A 25,353-nucleotide genomic window follows, 5' to 3' on the forward strand; every position below is an offset into this window, starting at 1 on the left:
GACGAACTCCATGCGCAGGCGCTTGAATGCTTGTAACCAGTGCTTATGCGCTGACGCCAGCGGCGGCGGCACTGCGCGTCTTCGTCTGGGTTACCCGGATCTCTCGATCGCCGAGCAAAGCCTCCTTGACCGTATCGATGCAGCTGCGAACGTCATCAGGCAGATTGGCTTTGGCACCATGCTCGCTCAGCACAGTCCCCAGTGCGAAAAACCTTTCGCCTGCGGTGTGCATGGCCAAGTCCAGCGTAGCTTCCCTCGAACTGATCACATCCTCGATCCAGCCGGTGAAAATCTCGTAACACCTGTCATCGAGATTCTTCGCTTTCTGCGGCGACTGGGCCACTTCCAGGAAGGATATGCCGCCGTCATCGGCATGCCGCATCAGGCTGGCGAATACATAAATGAAGTCGTCCGTCGGCAAAAACACCGTTGCCTTGGTGACCATGTGCGCCAGGATCATGCCGTTGGCGATGGTTTCGCCATTCCATGTGCCTTCGAGCGCCAGCGCAGCATGTGCCGGAAAAATCTGCAGAAGAGATTCGACATACGCCCAGCGGGAAGCTTCGCTTGCGCAGATGTCATTCATTTCCGCCAGCGTGACAGGCTTGCTGGCTAAAAATTTATCAACTGTCTTTACGTACTCTGTGTTGGGGAATTTGCGCTGCCGGTTGCGGCGGATGCGCCGGATGTCCAATGCGGATGTTAATTTTTTAATGTCGGTTTTGCTCAGTTCCATGGTCCCTGCCTTAATCAGACACATTAGTGCGTGAACGGAGCAAATGGTTCAGGTACCGCGAAGCAAATTTATGGAACATGTCGCTTTCGGCTGAGCAGACCATTGGTACTAACGAGACCGCAGCTTGAAGATTTCATCATCGCCAACTCAAGCATCGATACGCGCCGCTGATCGGCTGCAAAGATGACATGTACTTGTCTACCGACTTCATCATCGAGTCGGCCTGCAAGCAAGCGTGACTTCATGGCCGCCGACGGTAGGTGCTTGAGAAGCCATGCAGCCCCTTTCAAATATCTGATCGAAGACAACCGCCGCCTCTACTTCTCTGGCCCCTTTGATTCCACAAAAGATAAACAGTAATGTGACGCGCATCGTTGTTTTGCAAAACGGAAACACGAAGTCCGAATTGCAAGCCCGGACCATCAGTGCCGAGAGGCGCATCATTCTTCCTGTCCGTATCAAAATCTCTGCTTCAAAACGATGCGAGCCCCAGTAGTACTACGTACGCGCGAAGAAAATTAGCGAATAGCGTTGTAAAAATGCGAAAAAAGACAACGAAAATGTCGCTTGCGATTTGCAAGTCATGTAAACTGGCGTCTGGAAATTGATCTATTTGCACAGAGTTCTTGCGTGCCTGTTTTTTGGGCAGTTCGCAATGAAAGCAACGCGAGTTCAGATTCCCATCAGTTTCGCAATGGGAGATTTCCAGTACAAAAACAACCTACTTGGGGTGCAACCATGAAAAAATCGCTTTTCGCTCTCGCAGTTCTCGGCGCATTCGCAGGCGCCGCGTCCGCACAGACCAGTGTGACAATCTACGGTGTCGTCGACGTCGGCGTTTCCCGTACCGACACCAACGTGACTGAACCGATCTGGGGTCTGACCAGCGGCCAGCAGAACGGCAGCCGCATCGGCTTCCGCGGCACCGAAGATCTGGGTGGCGGCCTGTCCGCAATCTTCACTCTGGAAAACGGCTTCAACGTCGATACAGGCGCGCTGGGTCAGGGTGGTCGTCTGTTCGGTCGCCAGGCATTCGTCGGTCTGTCGAGCAAGGGCTTCGGTACTGTCAAGCTCGGCCGCCAGTACACACTGAACCACGATGCACTCAACGTATTTGACCCGTTCGCGACCAACCTCGCAGGCAATACCGAGAACTCCATTCCCGGTGCAGCAGGCCTCGGTCTTCCCGGCCTCCCCTACTTCTTCGCGGGCAACGTGCTGCCTCTCGCAGCAGCTCCTACCGGTGCTGCACTGCCGATCGGCGCCACACCGGCTGATATCCGCGTAGACAATTCCGTCGTCTACCAGACCAACAACATCGGTGGCTTCACCGGCGCCCTGCAGTACGGCTTCGGCGAACAAACAGCCTTCCCGAACGGTCGCCAGATCAGCGCATCCGCTACTTACGCAAACGGTCCGGTCGCTGCAGTGGCGACTTACAACACCGGTCGTGCAGTAGCAGGCGGCGTCGACCAGAAATCGTACTTGCTGGGCGGCACATACAACTTCAACGTAGCGAAGTTGCATGCTGGTTTCCAGGACAACGAGATCGATGCAGGCGCAACTACGTTTGAAAGCCGCACATTCCTGCTCGGTACAACCGTTCCTGTCGGCCCGGGTAACATCCTCGCATCGTGGATCCGCGCTGATGTGAAGAACATCGACGCCAAGTCCGACCAGATCGCTCTGGGCTATACCCACCCGCTGTCCAAGCGTACCAACCTGTACACATCGGCAGCATGGCAGAAGACTGAGCGTGCCGGCGCAGCCGACGTGAAGGCAAACATCTTCAACGCAGGCGTTCGTCACCTGTTCTGATTCTGATGATTTGAAAAATCATCGCAGTCATCAGTAGCAGCAATGCGAAAAGAAAAGGCACCTTCGGGTGCCTTTTCTGTTTTCAAGCTCAATTACCTTTCAAGCCCGGTCGCCGATGAAAGATATCGGGACTGCATGAACTTCAAGTCAGCGTTTTTCGAACACGCCCTTGGCAACCGGAAGCGCGGAGAAAACGTTCGGCCAGCCGGCATAGAACGCCAGGTGCGTCAGCGCCTCCGATGCCTGCGCCTGGGTCAGTCCATTATCCATGGCGCGGTTGAGATGATACGGAATCTGCGCCACCTGTCCGGCTGCAACGAGTGCGCTGACCGTGACCAGGCTGCGATCTCGCGGCGCAAGACCTGGGCGCAGCCAAAGATCGCGAAACAGGATTTCGGTCGTGTACTTGACGACGCCCGGTGCTGTCTTTCCGTAGTCTTGTTCCACCCGCGTCGCGCGCTGTGCTTCGGCGACCTCGTCAAGCGGAAGCGGCTTGTCGATAGCCGGTGGCAGCTGCTCCGGTTTGATATTGCGTCTGGCGAAGACCGCCTTCGCTGCATCGGCGGCTGCCATTGCGTTTTCCCAGCCGGAGTAAAAAGCGAGATGCGTGATGATCTCGGAAACTTCCGCCGGCTTGACGCCGTGATCGAGTGCCAGATTGATATGGCGCTGCATGCCGCCGGTCTGGTTGCGTGCGATCAGTGCTGCCAATGTGACGACGCTGCGGTCGCGCAAGGACAGATCGGGACGTTTCCATACCTCGCCGAAAAGGCGGTCCTGCGCATACTTTTCCAGCGCCGGCGAGACTGACCGGATACTATCCGGCGACTGCGCAGCGTCCGTCCCTTTCCGTGCATTTGCAGATTGTCCCTGTGCGTATGCTGCTGCAAACAGCATGAGCGGCGCGATGGCTGCGACAAGCTTTTTCATTTCCAACTCCTTGATTCTTTAAAAAACTTCGTATCCGCCAACGTCATTTACGGTATTGCTCGTCGCTGACCTTTTCCAGCCATTCAACATTCTTGCCGTTGAGCGTGTTTGTCAGTGCGATATGCGACATGGGCGTAGCAGGCGACGCTCCATGCCAGTGTTTCACGCCCGGCGGGCACCAGACCACATCGCCCGCGCGGATTTCCGTCACCGGTCCGCCCCATTCCTGCGTCCAGCCCACGCCGTAAGTAACGACCAGATGCTGGCCTGCGGGATGCGTATGCCATGCGGACCGGGCGCCGGGTTCGAAGGTCACCATCGCGCCGGAGTACGGGGCAGACTCCTTTGCCGCGAACATCGGATCGACGCGCACGCTGCCGGTGAAGTATTCGGCAGGCCCCCTGGCAGAAGGCTGCGCACCCGGCCGGGTGATGACCTGTGGCTGCCTGCCCGCTTCCGGCTTGGCAGACTCGCCGGCCGCACCAGCGGACAGGCTCGCCGAGGCAAGCAGGACGAATGGCAATATCCGGCTGCTGAGACGGTTCATGTTGTTCTCCTGATGGATGGTTTCAAATGAAAAAGCGGTACCTGCGGAAGGCACCGGGTACGGTGCCTTCCGTTTTCAATCTGCGAAGCTTCAATGAAGGACCCGGCAGCAAGCGAAGTGCTGCCGGATGAAACGCAGGTCAGACTGCTGACGGCATCTTTCCGATCAGCTTGTCGAGCGTGATGGGGTAATCCCTTACCCGCACTCCGGTGGCGTTGTAGACCGCATTCGCGACGGCCGCCGCAATACCGCAGATGCCGAGTTCGCCGACGCCTTTTGCTTTCATCGGCGATGAAATGGGGTCGGTTTCGTCCAGGAAGATCACCTCCTGGTGCGGAATGTCGGCATGCACCGGCACTTCATATCCCGCAAGATCATGGTTGACGAAGAAGCCGATCCGCGTATCCACCGCCAGCTCTTCCATCAGCGCCGCTCCCACGCCCATGGTCATGGCGCCGATCACCTGGCTGCGTGCCGTCTTGGGATTGAGGATGCGGCCGGCCGCGCACACCGCCAGCATGCGCCGCACGCGGGTTTCCCCCGTGACTGCATCGACGCCCACTTCGACGAAGTGCGCACCGAAGGTCGACTGCTGGTACTGCTCATTGAGCTTGTCGAATTCGATCGCATCCTCGGCGACGATTCCGCGGGCGCCCGCCAGTTCGGCCAGCGCAACGCTCTGCGTTCCCGAGCGGATCTGTCCATCGGCGAAGACCGCATCATTCGCACTGAATCCGGCCTTCTGCGCCACCGCTTCGCGCAGCTTCATGCAGGCGGCATAGACGCCGGAGGTCGAGCTGTTGCCGCCCCATTGGCCGCCCGAGCCGCAAGACACCGGAAAGCTGGAATCGCCCAGCCGCACCTTCACCTTGTTCAGCGGTACGCCCAGCATCTCGGCCGCCGTCTGCGCGATGATCGTGTAGCTGCCGGTCCCGATATCGGTCATGTCGGTTTCCACGGTCACGCCGCCTCGTCCGTCCAGACGCACCCTCGCCGCCGACTTGGTGACGAGGTTGTCGCGGAAGGCCGATGCCACGCCCATGCCGATCAGCCAGCGTCCGTCGCGCACCTGGCCGGGACTTGAGCTGCGCTTGTCCCAGCCGAAGCGCTGCGCGCCGATCTGGAAGCACTGCACCAGCTGCCGCTTCGAGAACGGCGGATGTGGATTCGGCCTTTCCGCCTCCTTCTCTTTCTGCTCGCCCTTCTTGGATTGCGGATCGCTGGAGCCGGGCTTGGCGGGAAAATCGGGTACCACCTGGGTATCGTTCCTGATGCGGAATTCGATGGGGTCCAGTCCCAGTTTTTCAGCCATCTCGTCCATTGCGATTTCCAGCACCGCGAGGCCGGGGGCTTCGTTCGGTGCCCGCATCGCATTCGCTTCGGGCAGGTCGAGCGGCGCGAGCCGGTTCGAAGTCATGCGGTTGGCGCCGGCATAAAGCGCTCGCGTCTGCACGGCGCCCGCTTCGACGCCGCCGCCGGCCAGGTTGCCGGACCAGCTTTCATGCCCGATGGCCGTAATCTTGCCATCCTTGGCGGCGCCGATCCGCACGCGCTGTATCGTTGCCGAGCGGTGAACCGTGTTGTTGGGAATGAGCGCGCGCTGCAACGCCACCTTTACCGGACGCTTGGCTGCGCGGGCGGCCAGCGCAGCCATCAGGGCATCGGAGCGCAGGAAGAGCTTGGCGCCGAAGCCGCCGCCGACATAGGGCGACATGACGCGGATCTTTTCCTTGGAAATGCCCAGCGTCTTGGCCATGTCGCTCACGGCCCAGGCGATCATCTGGTTGGAAGTCCACAGGCTCAGCCTGTCGCCGTCCCAGGCGGCAACCGATGCATGCGGCTCCAGCATGGAATGGGATTCGTGCGCGGTCCTGTAGCTGGCGTCCAGCTGCACGGGCGCCGAGGAGAAGGCGCCGGTGAAGTTGCCGACCGCAGTTTCTCCGGCGGAGTTGAAGACGTCCGCGGGGCTTGCCTTGTTTTTCACCTCGGCGAGATCATACGATCCCTTCCCGCGCGCATAGTCGACGCGGATGAGCTGGGCCGCGGCGCGCGCCTGCTCGAAGGTTTCGGCAACGACAACGGCAATGGCCTGATGGTAGTGCTGGATCTCGGGCCCGCCGAGCAGCTTGGCCGTGTTCAGGTCCCCTTTCGCGAGCTTGCCGGCGTTCTGCGCGTTCACGATGGTGATGACGCCCGGCGCTGCCTTTGCGGCGGACAGGTCCATTGACAGGATGCGGCCCTTGGCGATGGCCGAGCCCAGGACATAGCCGTAGGCCTGGTTCGGCACGACGTCGTAGCGGTCATAGGCATAGGCAGCCGTTCCGGTGGTCTTGAGCGGGCCGTCGATGCGGTCGACGGGCTGGCCGACCACCTTGAGCTGATCGATCGGATTGTTTCCGGCAGGAGTGTCGAATTTCATGGATCGGCCCTATGCTTTGTTGAGGATGGAGGCAAGCGTGCGTTCCACCAGGAGCACCTTGAATTCATTGTGGTGCGTCGTGCGCGCATCGGCGAGAAGCCGGCTTGTGACCACCTTCGCTCCGCGCGGCATGTCGCTCTCCGCGGCTTCGACGCGCCAGGGCTTGTGCGCAACGCCCCCAAGCGCCACCCTGCCGGTGCCGTCCCGCTGCACGATCGCAGCCACGGACACCAGCGCGAAGGCATAGGAAGCGCGGTCGCGCACCTTGCGATAGACATGCGTTCCGCCCGCCGGCCGCGGCAGCGTGACGGCCGTAATCAGTTCGCCGGGCTCAAGGGCGTTCTCTATGTGAGGCGTATCACGCGGCAGGCGGTGAAAATCGGCAATCGGAATGATGCGCGTCGATCCGTCAGGACGTATCGTCTCGACGCCCGCATCGAGCACGCGCATGGCTACCGCCATATCGCTCGGGTGGGTGGCGATGCAGGCATTGCTTGCGCCGACGATGGCATGGTGCCGGTTGTAGCCGCCGATGGCGCTGCAGCCGCTTCCCGGCTGGCGCTTGTTGCACGGCTGGTTGGTGTCGTAGAAATAGGGACAGCGGGTACGCTGCAGCAGGTTGCCTGCCGTGGTGGCCTGGTTGCGCAATTGGCCCGATGCACCGGCCAGCAGCGCTCGCGACAGCACGCCGTAATCGCGCCTCACCCTTTCATCCGCGGCCAGATCGGTATTGCGCACCAGCGCACCGATCCGCAATCCGCCTTCCGTGGTCTGCTCGATCCTGTCCAGACCGAGATTGTTCACATCGATCAGATGCGGCGGCGTTTCGATCTGCAGCTTCATCAGGTCGAGCAGGTTGGTGCCACCGGCAATGAATTTCGCTCCCTTGGTCCGTGCCGCTGCAGCCGCCGCTTCCGCAGGCGAGGCAGCCCTCTCGTAGGTAAACGCCTTCATGCTTTCACCCCCGCAACCTCGGCGATCGCCTCCTGAATATTGGAATAGGCGCCGCAGCGGCAGATGTTGCCGCTCATGCGCTCGCGAAACTCTTCGTTCGTTGCCGAGGGACGCTGGGTCAGGTCGGCGGTGACATGGCTGGGGATGCCGGCCTTGACTTCGTCGAGCATCGCCACGGCCGAACAGATCTGGCCGGGCGTGCAGAAGCCGCATTGATAGCCGTCATGCTTGATGAAGGCCGCCTGCATGGGATGCAAGTTGGCCGGCGTGCCCAGGCCTTCGATCGTGGTAATGTCATGCCCTTCCTGCATTACCGCCAGCGTGAGGCAGGACGTGATGCGGCGGCCGTCGACAATGACGGTGCAGGCGCCGCACTGGCCCTGGTCGCAGCCTTTCTTGCTGCCGGTCAGATGCAGCCGCTCGCGCAGCGCATCGAGCAGCGTGGTGCGCGGATCGATCATCAATTGGTGTTCGGTGCCGTTGACACGCAGCAGCACGCTCATGGTTGCCGGCGCGGCCGTCTGCGGGGGAGCGGACTGCGCAGTTTGCGCGGCTTCCGCCTCGGGCGCCAGCCGTGCCGTGATCACCGCGCCGCTGGTTGCCAGCGCGGTGGCTTTGAGTAATTTCCGTCGAGACGGATCGAATTCGGTCATTGTGTGCTCCTGGGTTCGTCGAAGGAAGGCGCTGTAAATCGCCGTGATGCAAACCGTAACTGCATTGACGGCCGGCGACTTTAGCGAGCCTCACAACAAAGGCAAATTACGACTCAATTGCCAACGCTTTGTTTACCTGCTTCATTGAATGGCTGCACTATTGCCTGCGCTATCGTTTTCGGGCTCTGAGACGTCGCCGTTGCCGATGGTGATCGAGGCAAGAAGCATAAGAGCCGCACCGCCCACTTTCCATAGGGTATGCCGCCGCGTCGGCGCAACATGCGCCGCAGCGGTCCGCAAAAATGGTAGCCGTTAACCTGGACAGGAAGAGCGTGCAAAATTGCTAGGCCTTATGAATGGAAGTCATGAATCAGTCGCCATTAAAATAGCTGCGCCATTGATCAGGTGCTGCTATCCGCCGCTGTTAAAGCGCAGATGATGGAAAGCCGAACGTGCCGCACGCTCGAATGGCCCACACCGAGGCACAGCGCTCGCCGCTGTTAAAATGCAACGCTCTTCCCGCTCCTCAACTTCTCCGATCCCGCCAGATGGCACGCGACAACATCAATGACATCCTTGCCTTTCTGGTGCTTGCCCGGGAGCGGAATTTCACAAGGGCCGCTGCAAAGCTCGGCATTACCCAGTCGGCGCTCAGCCATATCATGCGCGGCCTCGAGACACGGCTGGGCGTACGCCTGCTGACCCGGACGACGCGCAGCGTCGCGCCAACCGAAGCGGGCGAGCGGCTGATGCAGACGGTGGGTCCGCGGCTGGAGGAAATCGAAGCCGAAATCGCCGCCATCAGCGAGCTCAGCGACAAACCGGCAGGAACGGTGCGCATCACCGCGATCGATCATGTCATCGACAGCGTGCTGTGGCCGCGCCTGGCAAAGATACTTCCGCAGTACCCGGATCTGAAGATAGAGATCAGTTCCGATTACCGGATGGTCGATGTCGCGGCGGAACGCTTCGATATCGGCGTACGCTTCGGCGACCAGGTCGACAAGGACATGGTCGCGGTACGCCTGACACCTGACGTCCGCATGGCGATCGTCGGATCGCCGGCCTACTTCGAAACGCGCCGGATGCCGGCAACGCCTCAGGATTTATTGAAGCACAACTGCATCTGCCTGCGGCTGTCCAGCAGCGGCGGCATTTACGCGTGGGAATTAAGGAACGGCGACGAGCAGCTGGAAGTCCGAGTCAGCGGCCAGGCCACGTTCAACAGCGCTTACCAGATGCTGCATGCCGCGCTCAGCGGCTGCGGCCTGGCCTTCGTTCCGGCAGACATGCCGGAAATCCATGTCCGGGAAGGACGCCTGCTCAGCGTAATGCCTGACTGGTGTCCGGCGTTTCCCGGCCTGCATGCTTATTATCCAAGCCGCCGGCATTCCTCGCGCGCGCTGCAGATTGTGATCGAAGCGATCAGATACAAGCGTTGATGCGGAATTTGCGCATTTCGATCAGGCCGAATAGCGAATGACGGCAACGGACCCAGCCAGAATCGTTCGCTTGAACAAGCTTGGATTCGTCATTCATCCGATAGTCATTGGGTCCTTCGCACTCACCCGCCTTGGCCTTCGGAACCTTCCCTTTCATTGAACTCTCTGACATACCAGACATGATGACAACACGGCTTGAGGGAGGTGTGCGATGAGAAGAGCCACCCTGATGACTTCCATCGTTCTCACGTTGGTCGGTTTCCACGGAACAGGTGCCGCCGAGGCGAAAAGCGGTAGTCTGCAAGCAAGGGACGTTGCACGGGAAAGGAAAGCCAGCCTGCTGATTCGGGTTGCGCCCGGCGATTGGGGAAATGCCAATCCCGCCGAAATCGAGGCGCTGCTGAACTCCGTCGGCAACGAGATGCTGAAGCACTTCCCCGGAAGTCAGGTTCCTCCCATTATTGTCTCGCCATCGCGCAACGGACCGCTGGTCATGTACCAGAAGGGGCCGAGCAACGAGTACCAGGTCTTGCTCGCAGCGAAGGATACGCACTGGGCCGAATATGTGTACGAGTTCAGCCATGAACTGCTCCATATTCTTGCCGGCTACGATCTGCGTGCGCCGACGCGCACGGCAAGGCACCAGTGGTTTGAAGAGATGCTCTGCGAGACCGCTTCGCTGTACATGCTGAAACGCTATGCATTGTCATGGGATGTGCTGGCGCCCCGGACTGAATGGAAAGGCTACACGGCGGAATTGCAGCGCTTCACGAATCGTGCCTTTTCCGAGAAACACCGTCGTCTGCCTGTCAATGTCACCTTCGAAGACTGGTATCAGGAAAATGGCCAGAGTCTCGCCACCAAGCCCTACTTGCGCGAGAAGAACGAACTGGTCGCCATGATGTTTCTTCCGCTGCTGGAGCAGATTCAGGACTGGCGGGCGATTGGTTACCTGAACCTGGACAACCGCGAAGGAGATCCGACGCTGCAGGATTATCTGGCGCGCTGGTACCGAAAGACACCGGTCGCACAGCGACAGCTGGTCAAAAACACGTTCGGCGTTTTTCATTTCAACCTGCCTGCAGAAGATGCCGGCCCCGCAGCGGCAGGCATGCAAGCGGCGGTTCAAGCCGAAGTCTCCATGCCTGATGAAGGTGCCGCAGGCAAACGCGGCAGGTAAGAAGTTTGCGCTTGCCCAAACGCGAGCGAGTGCGCTGCGAATCCCACGTTGTATAGGGATGGTGCCCTGCCTATACTGAGCTACCCGTTGCCTTACCGGGTCATTGCGCCGCCAGGGCTACCTCAATTTTCGAAATCCGGCCGGCCATACTATATCTGCGCAGACGGGGCTGCGACCAAGATAGTAGACCACGCCTTGCGTTCCTGTCTGTTTCCACATCGGGCAGGGATGATTTCCTCGCTTGACGTAGCACGCGAGTTCATGCGCCCGCGACGGGCGATGTTGCGATCAGCGATTCAATCTGACCATAACGCGGCCGCCTTTCAAGCGCGTCGACAGCAGGTGCATGTCACCTGACGCTGGATTGCGGCCGTCAAACTCGCAGGAGATAAGCATGAAAGCCTCAAATTGGAACCATGGGCTTGCTGCCGCCGCCATATTCGCGGCAAGTGGAACGTGTTTTGCGGATATAGGAATCATGGATGGCAGCGATTCGTTTGCCAATTTCCAATCCACCAGAACCAGAGCTGAAGTACAGCAAGAGTATCTGGATGCGAGATCACAGGGCCTGCTGCGCAACAGCGGCAATGCCGAATTTTCGGGACCGGACATATCCGGCATGGATATCGGTGCCCGCGGGCCGGCTGGCTCTCGCTACCAGGCGCGCACACGCGAGGAAGTGATGGACGAACTGCGTGAATACAGGCAGGCACACAATCCGGCAGATACCAACAGCATCTATTTCGGAGAATAGCTTCAAACCTTTCCGGCTCAGGTCCTTGTCACCGAGCCGGTCATCGTTTCAGGTGGGCTGCCGACTCTACGCAGTCAACGCAGCAGATAACCGAGCACGAGGTCGGTCATGTGCGACAGGCGCTCCGCTTCGGCCTTGGGCTGCCTGAGGTCGCGACCGAAAACAGTGGACAGCGTGTGCCGGTTGGACAGGTAGAAGAAGGACAGGCCTGCGATTGAAATATAAAGCTGAAGGGCATCGACGCCGGACCGGAACAGCCCCTCGGCGCGGCCGCGCTCGAGCACGCGGTGCAGGGTATCGATCAGCGGGGAATTCAATTCCCGGATGCGTTCCGATTTTTTCAGGTGGGCCGCCTGATGCAGGTTCTCGCTGTTGAGCAGCGTAATGAATTCGGGATGCTGGATGTAGTAATGCCAGGTAAAGGAGACCAGACGCCGTATCGCCTCGACCGGATCCACCTCATCAAGCTGGAGGCCCTGCTCGGCCGAGCGGATATTCTCATAGGCGCGTTCCAGCACCGCCTGGAACAAGGCTTCCTTGTTGCCGAAATAATAGTACAGCAGCCGCTTGTTAAGACCGGCGCGGGCCGCGATGGCATCAATGCGTGCGCCGCCCAGGCCGAGCGTGGAAAATTCCTCGGTCGCGGCTTCGATGATGGCCTGGCGCGTCCGGACCGGATTGCGCCCGACGATCGCGGCAGGTTCCTGAGGCAGGTCCTTGGGCGCCTGTTCCGGCATGCCGGCGTGGATTTCCTTGTCTGTCATGGCATTGTTCCGATTCTCGACCTTTCGACTTACGGCATTATCCCTTCATCGGCACCTTCCGAACAATGTCGGGCATGAAGATAGGGGCTTGCCGTTCTGCATCGGCACACTCCGGCAAAGCCGCCACGGCAACGCATCCGGTGTCGTGGCGGCCGGATCAGACTGCGCTGCGATGGCGTTCGATGCAGGTATCGAGCACTTCGCCACCGTCGCGCTTCCACCAGTTTTCGGAAGAAAAGATTTCCACTTCGCTGTAACCCGCGAATCCCGCCTGTTCCACCCAGCCGCGTATGCGCGGAATATCGATGACGCCGTCGCCCATCATGCCGCGATCGTTGAGCAGGTCGCGGGTAGGCAGCAGCCAGTCGCAGACATGGAAGGCGAGCAGCCTTTCCCTGCCGGCACGGCGGATCTGCTCCTCAAGCTTCGGGTCCCACCAGACGTGATAGACGTCGACCGCCACGCCGAGCGCACCCGAGCGCTGCGGATCGAGCAGGTCGCACAGGTCGAGCGCCTGCTCCATCGTATTGACGCAGGCGCGGTCGCCAGCGTACATCGGATGCAGCGGCTCGATGGCGAGCGGCATGCCGACCTTACGCGCATAGTCGAGCGTGGCGGCGATGCCGTCCTGCACGTCGCTGCGCGCGGCGGCAATGTCCTTGTGCTCGGCACGGCCCTGCAAGGCGCCGGGCAGGCCGCCGACGACCAGCACCAGGCAGGCGGCATCGAGGGTCTTCGCCTCGTCCACCGCCCTGCGGTTGTCGTCCAGCGCGAGCCGGCGGCCTTCCGGCGTGGAAGCGGGAAACATGCCGCCGCGGCAGTAGCCCGACAATTCCATGCCCGTGCTTTTGACCTGCGCCGCGATGCGCTCCAGGCCGACGGCGGCGACCTGGTCGCGCCAGGGCGAAATGGCGCGGATGCCTCGCCGTGCGCATTCGTCGATGATGCCGTCCAGCTTCCACTGTGCGCGCACAGTCGCGGTGTTGATCGAGAGCCAGCGGTGATCCCGGGAGAAGTCGCGCATGTCAGCCCTCGATTCCATGCAGTGCAAGCAGATGCTTCATGCGCCGCGCCGCCAGTTCGGGCTGCTCGATGAGTCCCGCCGCATCGGCCAGGCGGAACAGCTCCGCGAAATGCGGCAGCGAGCGTGTGCTCTGCTGGCCGCCCACCATCGTGAAATGGTCCTGATGGCCGTTGATCCATGCCATGAACACCACGCCGGTCTTGTAGAAGCGCGTCGGCGCCTTGAAAATATGGCGCGACAGCGGAACCGTCGGTGCCAGGATTTCATGAAAGCGGCTGACGTTGCCTTGCGCGAGTTCGGCCAGCGCAGCGCTCGCTGCGGGCGCGATCGCATCGAAGATGCCGAGCAGCGCATCGCTCTGCTGATGGTTGGGCTGCGCGCCCTCGCCGTCGCCCGCAATCAGTTCCGCATAATTGAAATCGTCGCCCGTGTACATGCGCACGCCCGCGGGCAGGCGCCGCCGCATGGCGATTTCCTTGTCCTTGTCGAGCAGCGAGATCTTGATGCCGTCCACCTTACTTGCATTGGCGGCGATGATGCCGAGCGCAGTATCCATTGCGCGGTCCAGGTCGGCCGTGCCCCAGTAGCCGGCAAGCGCGGGATCGAACATGTCGCCCAGCCAGTGCAGGATCACCGGCTGCTTCGCCTGCTGCAGGAGCCGGCTGTAGACGCGTTCGTAATCTGCGGGCCCGCGCGCCACGCGCACCAGTGCGCGGCTGGCCATCAGGATCAGCTTGCCGCCCAGCGCTTCGATCGCGGCCATCTGCTCTTCATAGGCGCGGATCACGTCGTCGACGTTCTGCGCGGCTTCCGGCGGCAGATGGTCGGTGCCGCAGCCGGAGGCGACCATCGCACCGGGATAATCGCTCGCCGCGTCCAGCGACCGGCGTATCAGTTCGAGCGAGGTGTTCCAGTCCAGGCCCATGCCGCGCTGTGCGGTATCCATGGCCTCGGCCACGCCCAGGCCCATGGACCAGAGGCGGCGGCGGTAGGCAATCGTGGCGTCCCAGTCGATCGCGGCTTGCAGCCAGGGATCGAGGGGCGCGAGCGGATCGGCGACCACGTGCGCGGCGGAATAGGCGATGCGGTTGAATGCCGGCTTGGCCGGCGGATCGATGGGTGTGCGCTGGCTTAGCGTGTAGCTTTGCAGGCGTCCGTTTTCGAGGGGGAGTTGCAGGGTCAGGCTCATGTTGGTCCTTGGGTGGGTTTGGGTTGGCCCTGTTTAATCGTCTCTTTTGGCTGGGCGCTCCCTCCCCTTCAAGGGGAGGGTTGGGGTGGGGATGGGTTTCGATGCCGTACGACGTGCCGTTAAAACCCATCCCCCACCCTACCTCCCCCTTGAAGGGGGAGGAGCTCGTTCTTAAGCCTTCAGCCTGCTTCAGCTGAACGCCATTGAAACGACACCTTGCAACCTCAAACCGGCAGCGGTGCCACATCCACCCATCGCCTCTCCTTCCAGCTCTGCAGCGCATTCTCGACCAGCTGCACGCCCTTGGCGCCCTCCGGCAGCGTGTAGCGGTACGGCGCATCTTCCGCCACATGGCGGATGAACTGTTCCCACTGCACCTTGAAGCCGTTGTCGTAGACCTGGGTATCCGGCACCTCCTGCCATTGGTCAGCAAAATCCATGGTCTGCTTCTGGTCGGGATTCCACACCGGGCGCGGCGTGTTCACGCGCGACTGCGAACGGCATTCGGTCAGCGTGGCGACCGCCGAGCCGTGGGTGCCGTCGATATGGAAGGTGACCAGGTCGTCGCGCTTGACGCGGGTAACCCATGAGCTGTTGACCTGGGCGATGACCGGTTCGCCGTTGTGTCCCTTCAGCTCCAGCGTCGCATAGGCGGCGTCGTCGGCGGTGGCCTCATAGGGCTTGCCGCTCTCGTCCCAGCGCTTCGGGATGTGAGTGGCGCCGAGGCAGGAGACCGATTTCACTTCGCCGAACAGGTTGTCCAGCACATAGCGCCAGTGGCACATCATGTCGAGAATCATGCCGCCGCCGTCTTCCTTGCGGTAGTTCCAGGACGGGCGCTGGATGGGCTGCAGGTCGCCTTCGAATACCCAATAGCCGAACTCGATGCGAACCGCGAGCATGCGGCCGAAGAAGCCGGAGCGGCGCAGCATGTCGAGCTTGCGCAGGCCGGGCAGGAACAGCTTGTCCTGCACCGCGCCGTGCTTGAGGCCGGAGCTCTGGGCAAGTCGGCAGATTTCCACCGCTTCGTTGAGATTGGTAGCGATCGGCTTTTCGCAATAGACATGCTTGCCGGCGCGGATGGCCTGTGCCAGCAGGGTCGGACGCATCTGCGTGGTGCCGGCATCGAAGAAGACGCTGTCTTCCTTGCTGGCCAGCACCTCTTCGAGATTGGTGCCCCAGCGTGCGATGTCATGCGCCCTGGCCAAGGCCTCGATCTTTTCCGCGTTGCGTCCGATCAGGATGGGATCGGGCATCACCTTGTCGCCGTTGGACAGGACCACGCCGCCCTGCTTGCGGATGGCGACGATGGAGCGGATCAGGTGCTGGTTCATGCCCATGCGTCCGGTGACGCCGTGCATGATGAGTCCGAGTCTTTGCGTTGTCATGGCTTGTTTCCTTGGCTTGCTTGAATTGGATTTGCAGAATGGCGTGTCTTACTGCGGCGAGATGCCGGCTTCCTTGACCAGCCTGGCGTTGGCGGCGATATCGTCCTTGATGTAGCGGTCGAACTGCTCGGGCGCCATGGTCCAGGGTTCGGCGCCCATCTTGGCGAAGCGCTCCTTGACATCCTCCGAGGCAAGCGCCTTCTGCACTTCGGCATTGAGCTTGTTGACGATGTCCTTCGGCGTCTTGGCCGGCACCAGCATGCCGATCCAGAAATTGAATTCCGAGTTCGGCACGCCGGCTTCGTTGGTGGTGGGAACATTGGGCAGAGCGGTCGCGCGCTTCGGCGAGCCTACTGCAAGCGCCACCAGGCGGCCTTCCTTGATGTGCGACAGCACCGGCGCAACTGGCGAGAAGTAATAATCCACGCGGCCGGACATCACTTCCGTCACTGCTTCCGGCGATCCCTTGAAGGGAATGTGCATCGCATCGATCCTGGCCTGGGTCCTGAATTTTTCCGCGTTCAGATGCGTGGCGCTGCCCTGCCCCGCCGATGCGTAATTCAGCTGCCCCGGTCTGGCCTTGGCCTGGTCGAGCAGATCCTTGAGCGTTTTCATGTTCTTGGACGGTGCGACTACCAGCGCGTTGGGCAAGGCGGCAATCGGCGTAACGGCGGCGAAGTCGTTGAGCGTGTCGTAGGGCAATTTCAAATAGGTCGAGGGGCTGACGGTATGTGATGAGGAATGGATCAGGATGGTATAGCCGTCGGGCGCGGCATGCGCGACCTGAGCGGCCCCGAGCGTGCCTCCGGCGCCGCCCCGGTTATCCACGATGATCTGCTGGCCGAGACTGGCGCCGAGTTTGTCGGTAATGGCGCGCGCGATGACGTCCGTTGAGCTGCCTGCGGTGAAAGGGACGACTACACGAATAGGCTTGGTGGGATAGGCACCGTTCTGCGCCGCGGCAGGCAGGTGGACAAGGGCTGTCGCAGCCGCAATGGCCGTCAAGGCGCTCAACCCAAGCATTCGAACGGATTTCATGATGTCTCCAGATAATTGTTGTCGGGGAATATTGCACGAAACACTGGTCGGATCGAATTTTTATTCACTATTTGGTGAATAAAGGACATGCTAGACGATCGAGTTTTTGCCGTCAACCCCGTTTCATAGTCAACTTCCGCTCATTTTGAATGAACGGATGGCCTATCCACAGGAATAGATTGCCGATCAATTCACCAATTAGGTAATTAAAGAAAAAGACTGGAAGACGCAGTTTCGGTATTCGCCGTCATGGCATGCAGCGGACGGCAATGTGCGGTCGGATTCCTCCGGTACACGGAACAAGCTTGCAGAAGCAATGGAGAAATAGCCTGCGCTCCGTCTTGCAGGCGCAGGCAGATGCAACGCCCTGACCAGGCGCCTAGCCGTAATAGTTGGTGGAAGGAAAAAGAAGTGCGGCTTCGCGCACGACGCCGTCATCCTGCAGGTGCCGCAGGATACGCGTCACCATCTTGACGTTGCGCTGATGATAGTCGGTCCATTCGCCGCCCATCATGGCCTTTTCCGTCTCGCTGCTGAGATCGCGGCGCAAGGCATCCATGAGTGCCGCCTGCTCATGCGGGAATAGAGATCTGATCCGGTCTTCCATGCAAACCCTCAAGCTGAAATGCAGAAACGATGATCTGATGAACCGTTGAGCCCACGGCCAGTCATGGCGTGCGGCTCTTGCTCATGAAGCGGTCATCCATGTATCGGCGCCGCTATTCCATTGAAGAATCAAGACTCGGCAGGCATGCGGAAGAGAATGTTTGTCAGGCATGCGGGATCCCTCATGCGATGAAACGGTATCACAGGACGGCCGCATAAAGAAGTCGGAATTTCTGACTTCTTTATTCAAATATCGGAACGATCCGCAGCACATGTCGGAGCGAAAGTTGCAGCTCTTCCATGTCGAAGGTTTGCATCGGATTGATACTGATCGGAGCGCTTTTCATCCCGCGCGAAGCGATTGCGCATCTCGACATGCACGCTCATCTTTTGTCGGCAACTTGCGAACGCAGGTTGGCGAAAGACGCTTGACGAAGCGTATGCACACGCTGTCGGCGCTGCGACTGCATGCTTATCCATTCCGTTCAAGGCTGATGGAAACATGGGGTGGTTGCAACGGGAAGCGATGAACCGCTGAATGAATTTCTAATGCGTTGCATCGGCATCATCGGCTGCCGCGGCCATGGCTGTCTTCCGCGCCTGCATGCGCTGGCTTTGCGTGCGCATGCAGGCGACAGCAGACGGTTGCAGATGAGGCGCTGAAAAGCTGCACACCGCCTACGACTTCATCGAGAGCGGCTGCGGCCCTCGATGCAAGCTACCGATGACAGCGGCAACACGCAGGCCCGCGCCGCCATCCCGCTTCAATCAGGATGCCTTCGGCCGGGTATTGACGCCCAGGCAGAGGACGCCAGTGAGCAGCGCCAGGCCCACATGCATGCCATAGAGCGTAACGAAGTCGGCGCGCACCAACCCTTCATGGCCGAGGAACATGACGGTGAGCGCGACGCCCAGCACCGAGCCGATCTGCCGCACGGCCTGGTTCACGGCGCTGCCGACCGCATACTGATCGGGCGGCAGGCCGGCTGCCGCGGCGCCCGCCAGCGAAGGTAGCACCATGCCGACGCCGATGCCGCTCAGGATCAGCGCCGGCAGCCAGTGGGTCAGGTATTGCGGCTCGACGCCGGGCACCAGCGCCAGCCACAGGCCGCTGAGCGCATAGATCAGGGAACCGATCACGAGCGGCTTGCGATGGCCGATCCTGCCGGCGATGCGGCCGGTTACGATGGCGGTGGGCACCACCATCAGCGGCCCGGGCGTCACCGCAATGCCGGCCAGCGGCAGGCTGTAATGCCATATTTCCATCATGTAGGAAAAGAAGGCGAAGAACATCATCGCGAATGCGATCGCAAACGACAGCGTGGCGAGGTTGACCGCGCTGTAGGTCCGGTTGCGGAAGAGAGCGAGGTCCACCAGCGGCCTTGCGGCGACACGGGCCCAGGCAATGAATGCCAGCAGCCCGACGATGGATGCCGCGCCGACGGCAAGCACGTCGCGCCTTGCCCAGGTCCGCGATTCCAGCTGCGTGATGGCGAGCGCGATGCCGCCCACGCTCAACACCAGCAGCAGCATGCCCATCAGGTCCAGCGAACGCTTGTCCGCGGCGCCGGCAGTGCCGCGCGATTCCTTGAGCACATAGACGCCGGCCGCCAGCGAGATTGCCCCGAAGGGCAGATTGATGTAGAAGGCCCATGACCATCCCATCATGTCGACGATCAGCGAACCGACGCTGGGCCCGATGGCCGCGGCGAGTCCGCCTACCGCACCCCACAGGCTGACCGCGACCGCCCTTTTCTCCTTGGGAAAGGCGTCAAGAATGAGCGACAGCGATGCAGGCGTCAGCATTGCCGCGCCGATCGCCTGCAGCACGCGGGCGGCGACCAGCGAGGCGACGCTGCCGGCTGCGCCGCAGGCCGCCGAAGCAATCAGGAAGACCGCCGTGCCGATGAGGAACATGCGCTTGCGGCCATGCAGGTCGGCCAGCCCGCCGGCGGGAATCAGCATTGCTGCATAGATGACGGTGTAGGCGTTGAGCACCCACGACAGGCCGGCCGGCGAATCGGCGGGAAACGCCTGGCGCAGCGAGCCGAAGGCGGCGTAGAGCACCGTGGTGTCGATGGAGACGAGCAGCACGGAGATGCTGGCGATCCAGAAAGTGGGCCAGGGCGAAGGACACGCCTGGGCCGCGAGCTTGACATCGGCGGCTTCGATGGCGTTGGCCGCATTGGCCGGAACGGCCGCTTGGATGGGATTGGTCATGGCGGTCTCGCAGGTTGGATTAGCCGAGATAGACGGCAGGTTCGAGGCTCAGGCCCAGCTTCACCTGGCGCGTCAGGTCATCGGCGAGCACTTCGCTTGCGCCCTGCTCGAACGCATCGAAGGACCGTGCGACGATGGTGTCCGGCGAAGACTTCGGCGCATCGATATCGCGCGTCAGGTCGGTGTCGATCAGGCCGACATGCAAGGCAGTCACCTGCGTGTTCTGTGACTTGAGATCGTTGCGCAAGGCATTGGTGAGCCCCCATGCGGCGGCCTTCGAGACCGAATAGACGCCGAGCATCGACGAACTCCTCCAGCTCGCGACGGAAAGCACGTTGAGCAGCGCGCCGCCGCCGTTGCGCTTAAGCACGGGTGCGAACGCGCGGCTGACCCGCGATACGCCCAGTACATTGGTGTCGAAGTGGCGGGTGAGCGCGGCTTCCGCGTCGGGGCCGGTCACGCTGTCGAAGCCGGCGATGCCGGCATTGTTGATGACCACCGTTACGTCTGCGCACTCGCGGGCGGCCTGCTCGACCTCGTCCGGCTTCGTCACATCCAGGCGCACCGGCGTGACGCCGGGCAGCGTGACGCGCGAGGGATCGCGCGACGCCGCGTAGACCTTGCGCGCACCGCGCGCCAGCGCCTCGCGTGCAAATGCCAGTCCGAGGCCGCGGTTTGCACCGGTGATCAATACGGTTGCACCTTGCAGTTTCATGACGTTTCCTTTCGAGTTGATGCTGCCGCGTGTCGCTGCGGCAGACCCGGGTGCCAACCGCGGATCAAAATATGATGAGCATCATATTTTTGGCGTAAAAAAATGGAGTGCTGCGGCAGGCCGCAATCACTCCGCGTCTTAATTTTGTGCGGCGGATGAATTCGCCGTGTCGTACTGTTCGAGCAATGCCTCGCGGCTGACGGCAAGCAGCTCCTTGCCCTGCTTGCCGCCCAATGCGCGTGCCATCTGCAGCGCGCCGACCATGGCAGCGGCGATCGCCATGGCCCGCTCTTTCGGGACTTCGGGCGCCAGCGCCGCTTCCACCCGCTTCACGAGTCCCATGATGCGGGCCGACGAGGCTTCATGCAGCTTGGGCGTCTGGCGCGACATTTCCGAACCCAGGGCCGCCACCATGCAGCCGCCTTCCTTCGATTCGATATGCAGTTCCGACAGGTAAGCCTCGATCAGTCCCCGTAACGGCGTCGCACCGCGCTTGCAGCGCACGGCGACCCCGCGGTCCAGTGATTCGGCGCTTTGCCTTGCGCCGTATTCGATCGCTTCCGCCACCATGTCCTCGCGCGTTGCGAAATGCGCGTAGAAGCCGCCGTGCGTCAGTCCCGCTTCCTTCATGACGTCGGCCACGCTGACGCCATCGAATCCGTTGCGCCGGATCGCGCGCGATGCGGCTTCGAGGATGCGGTCATGGGAAAGCTCCTTGCGGCTGGGCTTGGCTGGGTCTGGCATTGAAAGACTCTCAGATATGATGAACGTCATATTATGACCATCATATTTCAAAGTCAACCGGAAAATGCTGCAGCTACCGAAAGACACTGCTTGCCTGCGGGCTTGCAGCCGGACAACCCAGAGTGCCCATGCGGAATTTGATGGTCCTCATGCGCAACGCCGTTACACGGAAACAAATCGCAGGCGCCCGCTCAATAGCCAGATAGGCATACAGAAACAACAAGCGGTCGCGATCCGGTCCTCTCCTTCAGCTGCTTCAGCCACAAGGCTGCAATGGTGTCCGGGCCCATTCAGGCGTTGGCCCGCCCTTGCAAGCGTCGCTGCCATCGATTCGCATGAACAAAAAAGGCAAGACAATGAACAACACTTCCATCCTTTCCTCGACTTTGGCGCATGGCCTGCTCAAGGCGGCTGTTCCCGCCGCCCTGCTGCTGGCCGGCTGCGGCGGCGGCGACGACAACTCGACCGCCGCAGGCTCCGGCACAACGCCGCCGCCTGCGGCATCCGCTCCGGCAGCTCCTGCAGCCAATCCGCCGGCCGGCGACACCCGCCTCCACGATTCCCTGGTCTTCACGCTCGACCAAGCGGCATTGCCCTTCGGGCCGCTCGCAGGCACAACCGTGGAAACCGACCGCTGGGCAGGCGTGCTCAACGGCAGCGGCTACCGGATCGAAGTGCCCCGCAACTGGAACGGCCGCCTCGTGATGTATGCGCACGGCTATGAAGGCCTTCATCCGGAACTGAAGGTATCCGACATCCCGATCCGCCGCTACCTGATCGAAAACGGCTATGCCTGGGCGGCATCGAGTTTCAGCAAGAACAGCTACGACGTTCGCTCCGGCATCGAAGACACCAATGCGCTGGCGCTGGCCTTCACCACCATTGCCGCGCAGAACAACCGTCCCCTGGCCGCACCTTTGCGCATCTACATCGTCGGCGCCTCGATGGGCGGCCATGTCGCAGCCGCCGCGGTGGAACGCGAAACCCTGGCGACGGCAAGGAACAAGGTGTCGTACCACGGCGCGGTACCGATGTGCGGCGTGGTCGGCGATACCGAGCTCTTCAATTACGCCACCGCCTACCAGCTCGCTGCACAGTACATCGCCGGCCAGCCCGCGACGAGCTATCCGGTCACCGACTTCGACAGCAAGGAAAAGGACATCAAGGACGAGCTTTGGATACTCTATCCATCGATCCTCACCGACAAGGGCCGCCAGCTGCGCTCGGCCTTCATCAACCTCACCGGCGGCCCTCGCCCCATAGCGGAAGACAGCTTCAAGCTCAAGCCGCTGCAGGAAGGCGTATGGCGCCGCTTCAACGACAACGGCACGCTCGACGGCATCCTCAACAAGAATGTGGTCGATACGCGAGGCTTCATCTACCAGCTGGACGACGACCCGGCGCAATCGCCGGCGGAGCAGGCAATGAATGCCAGCATCCTGCGCGTGACGCCGACGCCTGATGCCAACCCGCTGCGCACCGACGGCCTGCGCTGGGTGCCTAAGGTCAACGGCCAGTTCAGCGTGCCGGTGGTAACGCTTCACGGACTGGGCGACCTGTTCGTGCCGTTCAGCATGGAACAGATCTACAAGCGCCGCGCGCAGGCCAACGGCAGTGACCAGTGGCTGGTGCAGCGCGCGCTGCGCGCGCCCGGCCATTGCGACTTCACGGTCGCGGAACAAGTGGAAGCTTTCCAGGCCATGGTGACCTGGGAGCAGACCGGCGTGAAACCGGCAGGCGACGATGTACTGACCCCGGCCGTCGTGGCCAATCCGGCTTACGGTTGCGCATTCACCCGCAACAACGCGGGGCCGGATGACTCCACCGCAATTGACGTGTCGAGGAGATTGATGCCGTCGTGTCCGTAATGCTTTCCGGCTTGAACCGCGTTTGCGGTTCAGAGACGCGACAATACCTTCTCAATGTTTCAGGAACGGAGGAGCCCATGGCACAGGAAATCGACGATAACGCTGTCGAATCGATGATTCGCACGATCTGCAACAAGAACAGTCTGGCAACTGCCGTCGAAGCGAAACTGGAGGCGTCTCGCTGGCTACTGCAGGTCGACGGCGGGATGGCGACGATGTCGCCTGAGGCAAGGAAGAAACTGGAGACTGCGATTGCAGAAAATTCCTAGCGAATCGCATTCGCCGCGCCACCTCAGGGAATAAAGTGAATCGTCGCGAGGTAACCTGATCGTTCAGTATTGACAAGGTCCAACCGCACTTGGAATTCCACCGTCACTGCAATTTACGAATCTTCGGGCAAGAAAAAAGCCGCAAACCGTTGATATCAACGGTTTGCGGCTTTTACGAGCATACTGCCCGGTGTTCGGTGGTGCCGCCTGTCTGATTCGAACAGACCACCTGATGATTACAAGTCAACTGCTCTACCAAATGAGCTAAGGCGGCACGTGGCTCCCCGACCTGGACTCGAACCAGGGACCTGCGGATTAACAGTCCGTCGCTCTACCGACTGAGCTATCAGGGAATAGAGCCGGCATTATAGCGATCACAGGCACGGCGTCAATATGCAGAAACACTTTAAGCCAATGAAGTTGATTTTTCTTATTGGAATAACCATTACATATCAAATGAATATGGTTCTTCCAATAATGACTTCATCGGGTTTGAAACCGGTTGAGTTCGAATTTTTGAAAGCGCTCCATGCACGCCTGCCGTGTGCGCAAGAGCCGGATTGACTGCCCGGGACATCAGAACCAATGATCGTTCAGACGGCCGTTTCAGGCAGTGGATCGCTTCGATCCTCGGCAGATTACTTTCCAATACTGATGTAAAAAGAAGCAACAGCGCGCAGAGGGCTTGTTGAGTAAGGGTCGATGCGAAAATATTGCGAACGTTGATCGTAAGCGACATGGTAGCCGTACCCGCGCCATCCCATCTCCTTGGGATGGCGCAAGCCACCGAATCGAATGTAACATTCCATGTTATGCCTTAGGATTGGTATTAGACATGGGTCTTGCGGAATCCGGGCCTTGCCTGGTCCGCCTTTCGATTTCCATACTGACGAGCCTGATCTCCACGAAGGTTACCGGAATGTGCTGTTCCACCGCATCGACGCCGCACGACATAAACCAAGGTTGCAGAGTGACGCAACGCGCCCATGAACCGACCCGTTAGGCATCATCAAATACCCATGCTCAGTACAGGCGCTCAAGCTCTCATCGTTGGAGCATCACTCAGTGGAGCCGCAGCCGTGGCTCACTTGACGTGCATCCTGATCGGCGCTCCCGCATACCGCTTCATGGGTGCCGGAGAACGCATGATTCGTGTCGCCGAAGCAGGCAGGCTCCGCCCGACACTCGTCACCCTGACAATCGCCGGAGTTCTTCTGCTTTGGGCAGCCTACGCGCTATCCGGTGCAGGCATCATTGGGAGACTTCCAATGACCAAGCTCGCTCTATCTGTTATCTGCAGCATCTATATCGCCAGAGCTGTCGCCTTTCCGTTTTTGAAACCGCTTTTTCCCGGGAATTCAAATACCTTCTGGCGGGTGTCATCCGGTATCTGCGGCTTCATTGGGCTCGTACACTTGTACGGCATGCTGTCGCTGTGGCGCGTGCTGTAATACCTGACTCTTGCATCGCAAGGACGTTTTGCGCATTATTTTCGTCAAGTCAAACATAAACAAAGGAGGAAGAATGAAGCACTATGCACTCGTAGGGATGTTGACCGTGGTCTTTCTGACCGGCTGCGCATCGACCAGGCAAGAACAAAATGCGCCTCAGTCTGCAGCCGCATCGGCATCAAGTCGGCAATCCGTACCCGTGCCTGCTACGTCAGCTAAAAAGCTTGTATTGAATATGTCAGGGCCGAAGAACGTAACGGAAGCAAAGGATTGGTCAAGCTTCAAAGAAGAATGGCGTGCCACTTTTGCGGATCACGCCAAAGAGGCCGGCATTGCCTTTTCGATGCAGGATGGCGAGGCCCGTCCTACCGGAGAGCCCGGCACCTTGTTGACAGTCTATGTCAATGATTATCGTATGGTCGGCATCGGTGCACGAGTCTTCTTCGGCGTCATGACAGGCAACGCCTTCATTGACTCCAAGGCAAATTTTATTGATCTGAAAACCGGCAAGTCGTTTGGCGCCCAGAACTACAACACGACGTCATCCGCCTGGCACGGTGTCTTCGGAAAAATGACGCCACAACAAGTTGATGCCGTTGCATCTGGCGTCTTTTCCGAGCTCAAGCTTGCACGTTGAATGAAAC

Annotated in this window: 24 protein-coding genes and 2 tRNA genes; 8 read left to right on the plus strand and 18 right to left on the minus strand. The window is 60.5% G+C overall.

The window, feature by feature from the left end; genetic code table 11:
• Positions 1–43 precede the first annotated feature (43 nt).
• Complete coding sequence (locus IGW03_RS08650) at positions 44–736, minus strand: hypothetical protein (RefSeq protein ID WP_194722140.1); 693 nt, start codon at positions 734–736, stop codon at positions 44–46.
• 738 nt (positions 737–1,474) lie between these two features.
• Here IGW03_RS08650 and IGW03_RS08655 point away from each other — a divergent pair.
• Complete coding sequence (locus tag IGW03_RS08655) at positions 1,475–2,554, plus strand: porin (RefSeq protein WP_194722141.1); 1,080 nt, start codon at positions 1,475–1,477, stop codon at positions 2,552–2,554.
• 147 nt (positions 2,555–2,701) lie between these two features.
• Here the strand turns inward: IGW03_RS08655 and IGW03_RS08660 are convergent, their stop codons facing one another.
• From IGW03_RS08660 to paoA, 5 genes are all read right to left on the minus strand, one after another.
• Complete coding sequence (locus tag IGW03_RS08660) at positions 2,702–3,484, minus strand: carboxymuconolactone decarboxylase family protein (RefSeq protein WP_194722142.1); 783 nt, start codon at positions 3,482–3,484, stop codon at positions 2,702–2,704.
• 43 nt (positions 3,485–3,527) lie between these two features.
• Positions 3,528–4,031, minus strand: a complete 504-nt coding sequence (locus IGW03_RS08665) for a (R)-mandelonitrile lyase (RefSeq protein ID WP_194722143.1) — start codon at positions 4,029–4,031, stop codon at positions 3,528–3,530.
• 139 nt (positions 4,032–4,170) lie between these two features.
• Positions 4,171–6,450 (minus strand): xanthine dehydrogenase family protein molybdopterin-binding subunit, encoded by a 2,280-nt coding sequence (locus IGW03_RS08670; RefSeq protein ID WP_194722144.1) that lies wholly within the window; start codon positions 6,448–6,450, stop codon positions 4,171–4,173.
• Between the two features lie 9 nt (positions 6,451–6,459).
• Positions 6,460–7,404, minus strand: a complete 945-nt coding sequence (locus IGW03_RS08675; RefSeq protein ID WP_194722145.1) for an FAD binding domain-containing protein — start codon at positions 7,402–7,404, stop codon at positions 6,460–6,462.
• Entirely contained in the window at positions 7,401–8,096 is a 696-nt protein-coding gene (gene paoA / locus IGW03_RS08680; RefSeq protein WP_323744951.1) for an aldehyde dehydrogenase iron-sulfur subunit PaoA, read from the minus strand. Before paoA ends, IGW03_RS08675 begins: the two co-directional genes overlap by 4 nt.
• Positions 8,097–8,605: 509 nt before the next feature.
• On the opposite strand from paoA, the gene IGW03_RS08685 reads away from it, so the two are divergent.
• From IGW03_RS08685 to IGW03_RS08695, 3 genes are all read left to right on the plus strand, one after another.
• The gene (locus tag IGW03_RS08685) at positions 8,606–9,499 is read left to right on the plus strand and encodes a LysR family transcriptional regulator (RefSeq protein WP_194722147.1); all 894 of its coding nucleotides are present in this window, start codon (positions 8,606–8,608) and stop codon (positions 9,497–9,499) included.
• Between the two features lie 211 nt (positions 9,500–9,710).
• On the plus strand, positions 9,711–10,679 hold the full coding sequence (locus tag IGW03_RS08690; protein WP_194722148.1) for a hypothetical protein: 969 nt from the start codon (positions 9,711–9,713) through the stop codon (positions 10,677–10,679).
• Positions 10,680–11,073: 394 nt separating this feature from the next.
• Positions 11,074–11,433 (plus strand): DUF4148 domain-containing protein, encoded by a 360-nt coding sequence (locus tag IGW03_RS08695; RefSeq protein ID WP_194722149.1) that lies wholly within the window; start codon positions 11,074–11,076, stop codon positions 11,431–11,433.
• A 74-nt stretch (positions 11,434–11,507) separates the two neighbouring features.
• Here the strand turns inward: IGW03_RS08695 and IGW03_RS08700 are convergent, their stop codons facing one another.
• The 9 genes from IGW03_RS08700 to IGW03_RS08740 form a co-directional block, all read right to left on the minus strand.
• Complete coding sequence (locus IGW03_RS08700) at positions 11,508–12,197, minus strand: TetR/AcrR family transcriptional regulator (RefSeq protein ID WP_438943629.1); 690 nt, start codon at positions 12,195–12,197, stop codon at positions 11,508–11,510.
• Positions 12,198–12,354: 157 nt separating this feature from the next.
• Complete coding sequence (locus IGW03_RS08705) at positions 12,355–13,221, minus strand: sugar phosphate isomerase/epimerase family protein (protein ID WP_194722150.1); 867 nt, start codon at positions 13,219–13,221, stop codon at positions 12,355–12,357.
• Between the two features lies 1 nt (position 13,222).
• Positions 13,223–14,410 (minus strand): dihydrodipicolinate synthase family protein, encoded by a 1,188-nt coding sequence (locus IGW03_RS08710; protein WP_194722151.1) that lies wholly within the window; start codon positions 14,408–14,410, stop codon positions 13,223–13,225.
• 224 nt (positions 14,411–14,634) lie between these two features.
• Positions 14,635–15,798: a Gfo/Idh/MocA family protein gene (locus IGW03_RS08715; RefSeq protein WP_194722152.1), complete on the minus strand. Its 1,164-nt coding sequence runs from the start codon at positions 15,796–15,798 to the stop codon at positions 14,635–14,637.
• Between the two features lie 48 nt (positions 15,799–15,846).
• Positions 15,847–16,836: a tripartite tricarboxylate transporter substrate binding protein gene (locus IGW03_RS08720; RefSeq protein ID WP_228535247.1), complete on the minus strand. Its 990-nt coding sequence runs from the start codon at positions 16,834–16,836 to the stop codon at positions 15,847–15,849.
• A gap of 379 nt (positions 16,837–17,215) precedes the next feature.
• On the minus strand, positions 17,216–17,395 hold the full coding sequence (locus IGW03_RS08725; protein WP_194722153.1) for a hypothetical protein: 180 nt from the start codon (positions 17,393–17,395) through the stop codon (positions 17,216–17,218).
• An 815-nt stretch (positions 17,396–18,210) separates the two neighbouring features.
• The gene (locus IGW03_RS08730) at positions 18,211–19,662 is read right to left on the minus strand and encodes an MFS transporter (protein WP_194722154.1); all 1,452 of its coding nucleotides are present in this window, start codon (positions 19,660–19,662) and stop codon (positions 18,211–18,213) included.
• A 19-nt stretch (positions 19,663–19,681) separates the two neighbouring features.
• Positions 19,682–20,377, minus strand: coding sequence for an SDR family oxidoreductase (locus tag IGW03_RS08735; RefSeq protein ID WP_194722155.1), 696 nt, complete (start codon positions 20,375–20,377; stop codon positions 19,682–19,684).
• Between the two features lie 138 nt (positions 20,378–20,515).
• On the minus strand, positions 20,516–21,121 hold the full coding sequence (locus IGW03_RS08740) for a TetR/AcrR family transcriptional regulator (RefSeq protein WP_194722156.1): 606 nt from the start codon (positions 21,119–21,121) through the stop codon (positions 20,516–20,518).
• 356 nt (positions 21,122–21,477) lie between these two features.
• Between IGW03_RS08740 and IGW03_RS08745 the strand changes: the two genes are divergently transcribed.
• Both IGW03_RS08745 and IGW03_RS08750 read left to right on the plus strand, forming a co-directional pair.
• Positions 21,478–22,989, plus strand: coding sequence for an alpha/beta hydrolase (locus IGW03_RS08745; protein ID WP_228535249.1), 1,512 nt, complete (start codon positions 21,478–21,480; stop codon positions 22,987–22,989).
• Between the two features lie 77 nt (positions 22,990–23,066).
• The gene (locus tag IGW03_RS08750; protein WP_194722157.1) at positions 23,067–23,258 is read left to right on the plus strand and encodes a hypothetical protein; all 192 of its coding nucleotides are present in this window, start codon (positions 23,067–23,069) and stop codon (positions 23,256–23,258) included.
• A 198-nt stretch (positions 23,259–23,456) separates the two neighbouring features.
• Here the strand turns inward: IGW03_RS08750 and IGW03_RS08755 are convergent.
• The 3 genes from IGW03_RS08755 to IGW03_RS08765 form a co-directional block, all read right to left on the minus strand.
• Positions 23,457–23,532 (minus strand) — tRNA-Thr (locus IGW03_RS08755).
• Positions 23,533–23,535: 3 nt separating this feature from the next.
• Positions 23,536–23,611: transfer RNA gene (locus IGW03_RS08760), tRNA-Asn, on the minus strand.
• A 92-nt stretch (positions 23,612–23,703) separates the two neighbouring features.
• Entirely contained in the window at positions 23,704–23,997 is a 294-nt protein-coding gene (locus IGW03_RS08765; RefSeq protein WP_194722158.1) for a hypothetical protein, read from the minus strand.
• Between the two features lie 406 nt (positions 23,998–24,403).
• Between IGW03_RS08765 and IGW03_RS08770 the strand changes: the two genes are divergently transcribed.
• Together IGW03_RS08770 and IGW03_RS08775 are read left to right on the plus strand one after the other, a co-directional pair.
• Positions 24,404–24,709: a hypothetical protein gene (locus IGW03_RS08770; RefSeq protein ID WP_228535251.1), complete on the plus strand. Its 306-nt coding sequence runs from the start codon at positions 24,404–24,406 to the stop codon at positions 24,707–24,709.
• A 73-nt stretch (positions 24,710–24,782) separates the two neighbouring features.
• A complete protein-coding gene (locus IGW03_RS08775) occupies positions 24,783–25,346 on the plus strand; it encodes a hypothetical protein (protein ID WP_194722160.1) in 564 nt (187 codons plus the stop codon).
• The last annotated feature ends 7 nt before the right edge of the window (positions 25,347–25,353 follow it).

This window comes from Noviherbaspirillum malthae, from assembly GCF_015352985.1.
Classification (GTDB): domain Bacteria; phylum Pseudomonadota; class Gammaproteobacteria; order Burkholderiales; family Burkholderiaceae_D; genus Noviherbaspirillum; species Noviherbaspirillum malthae.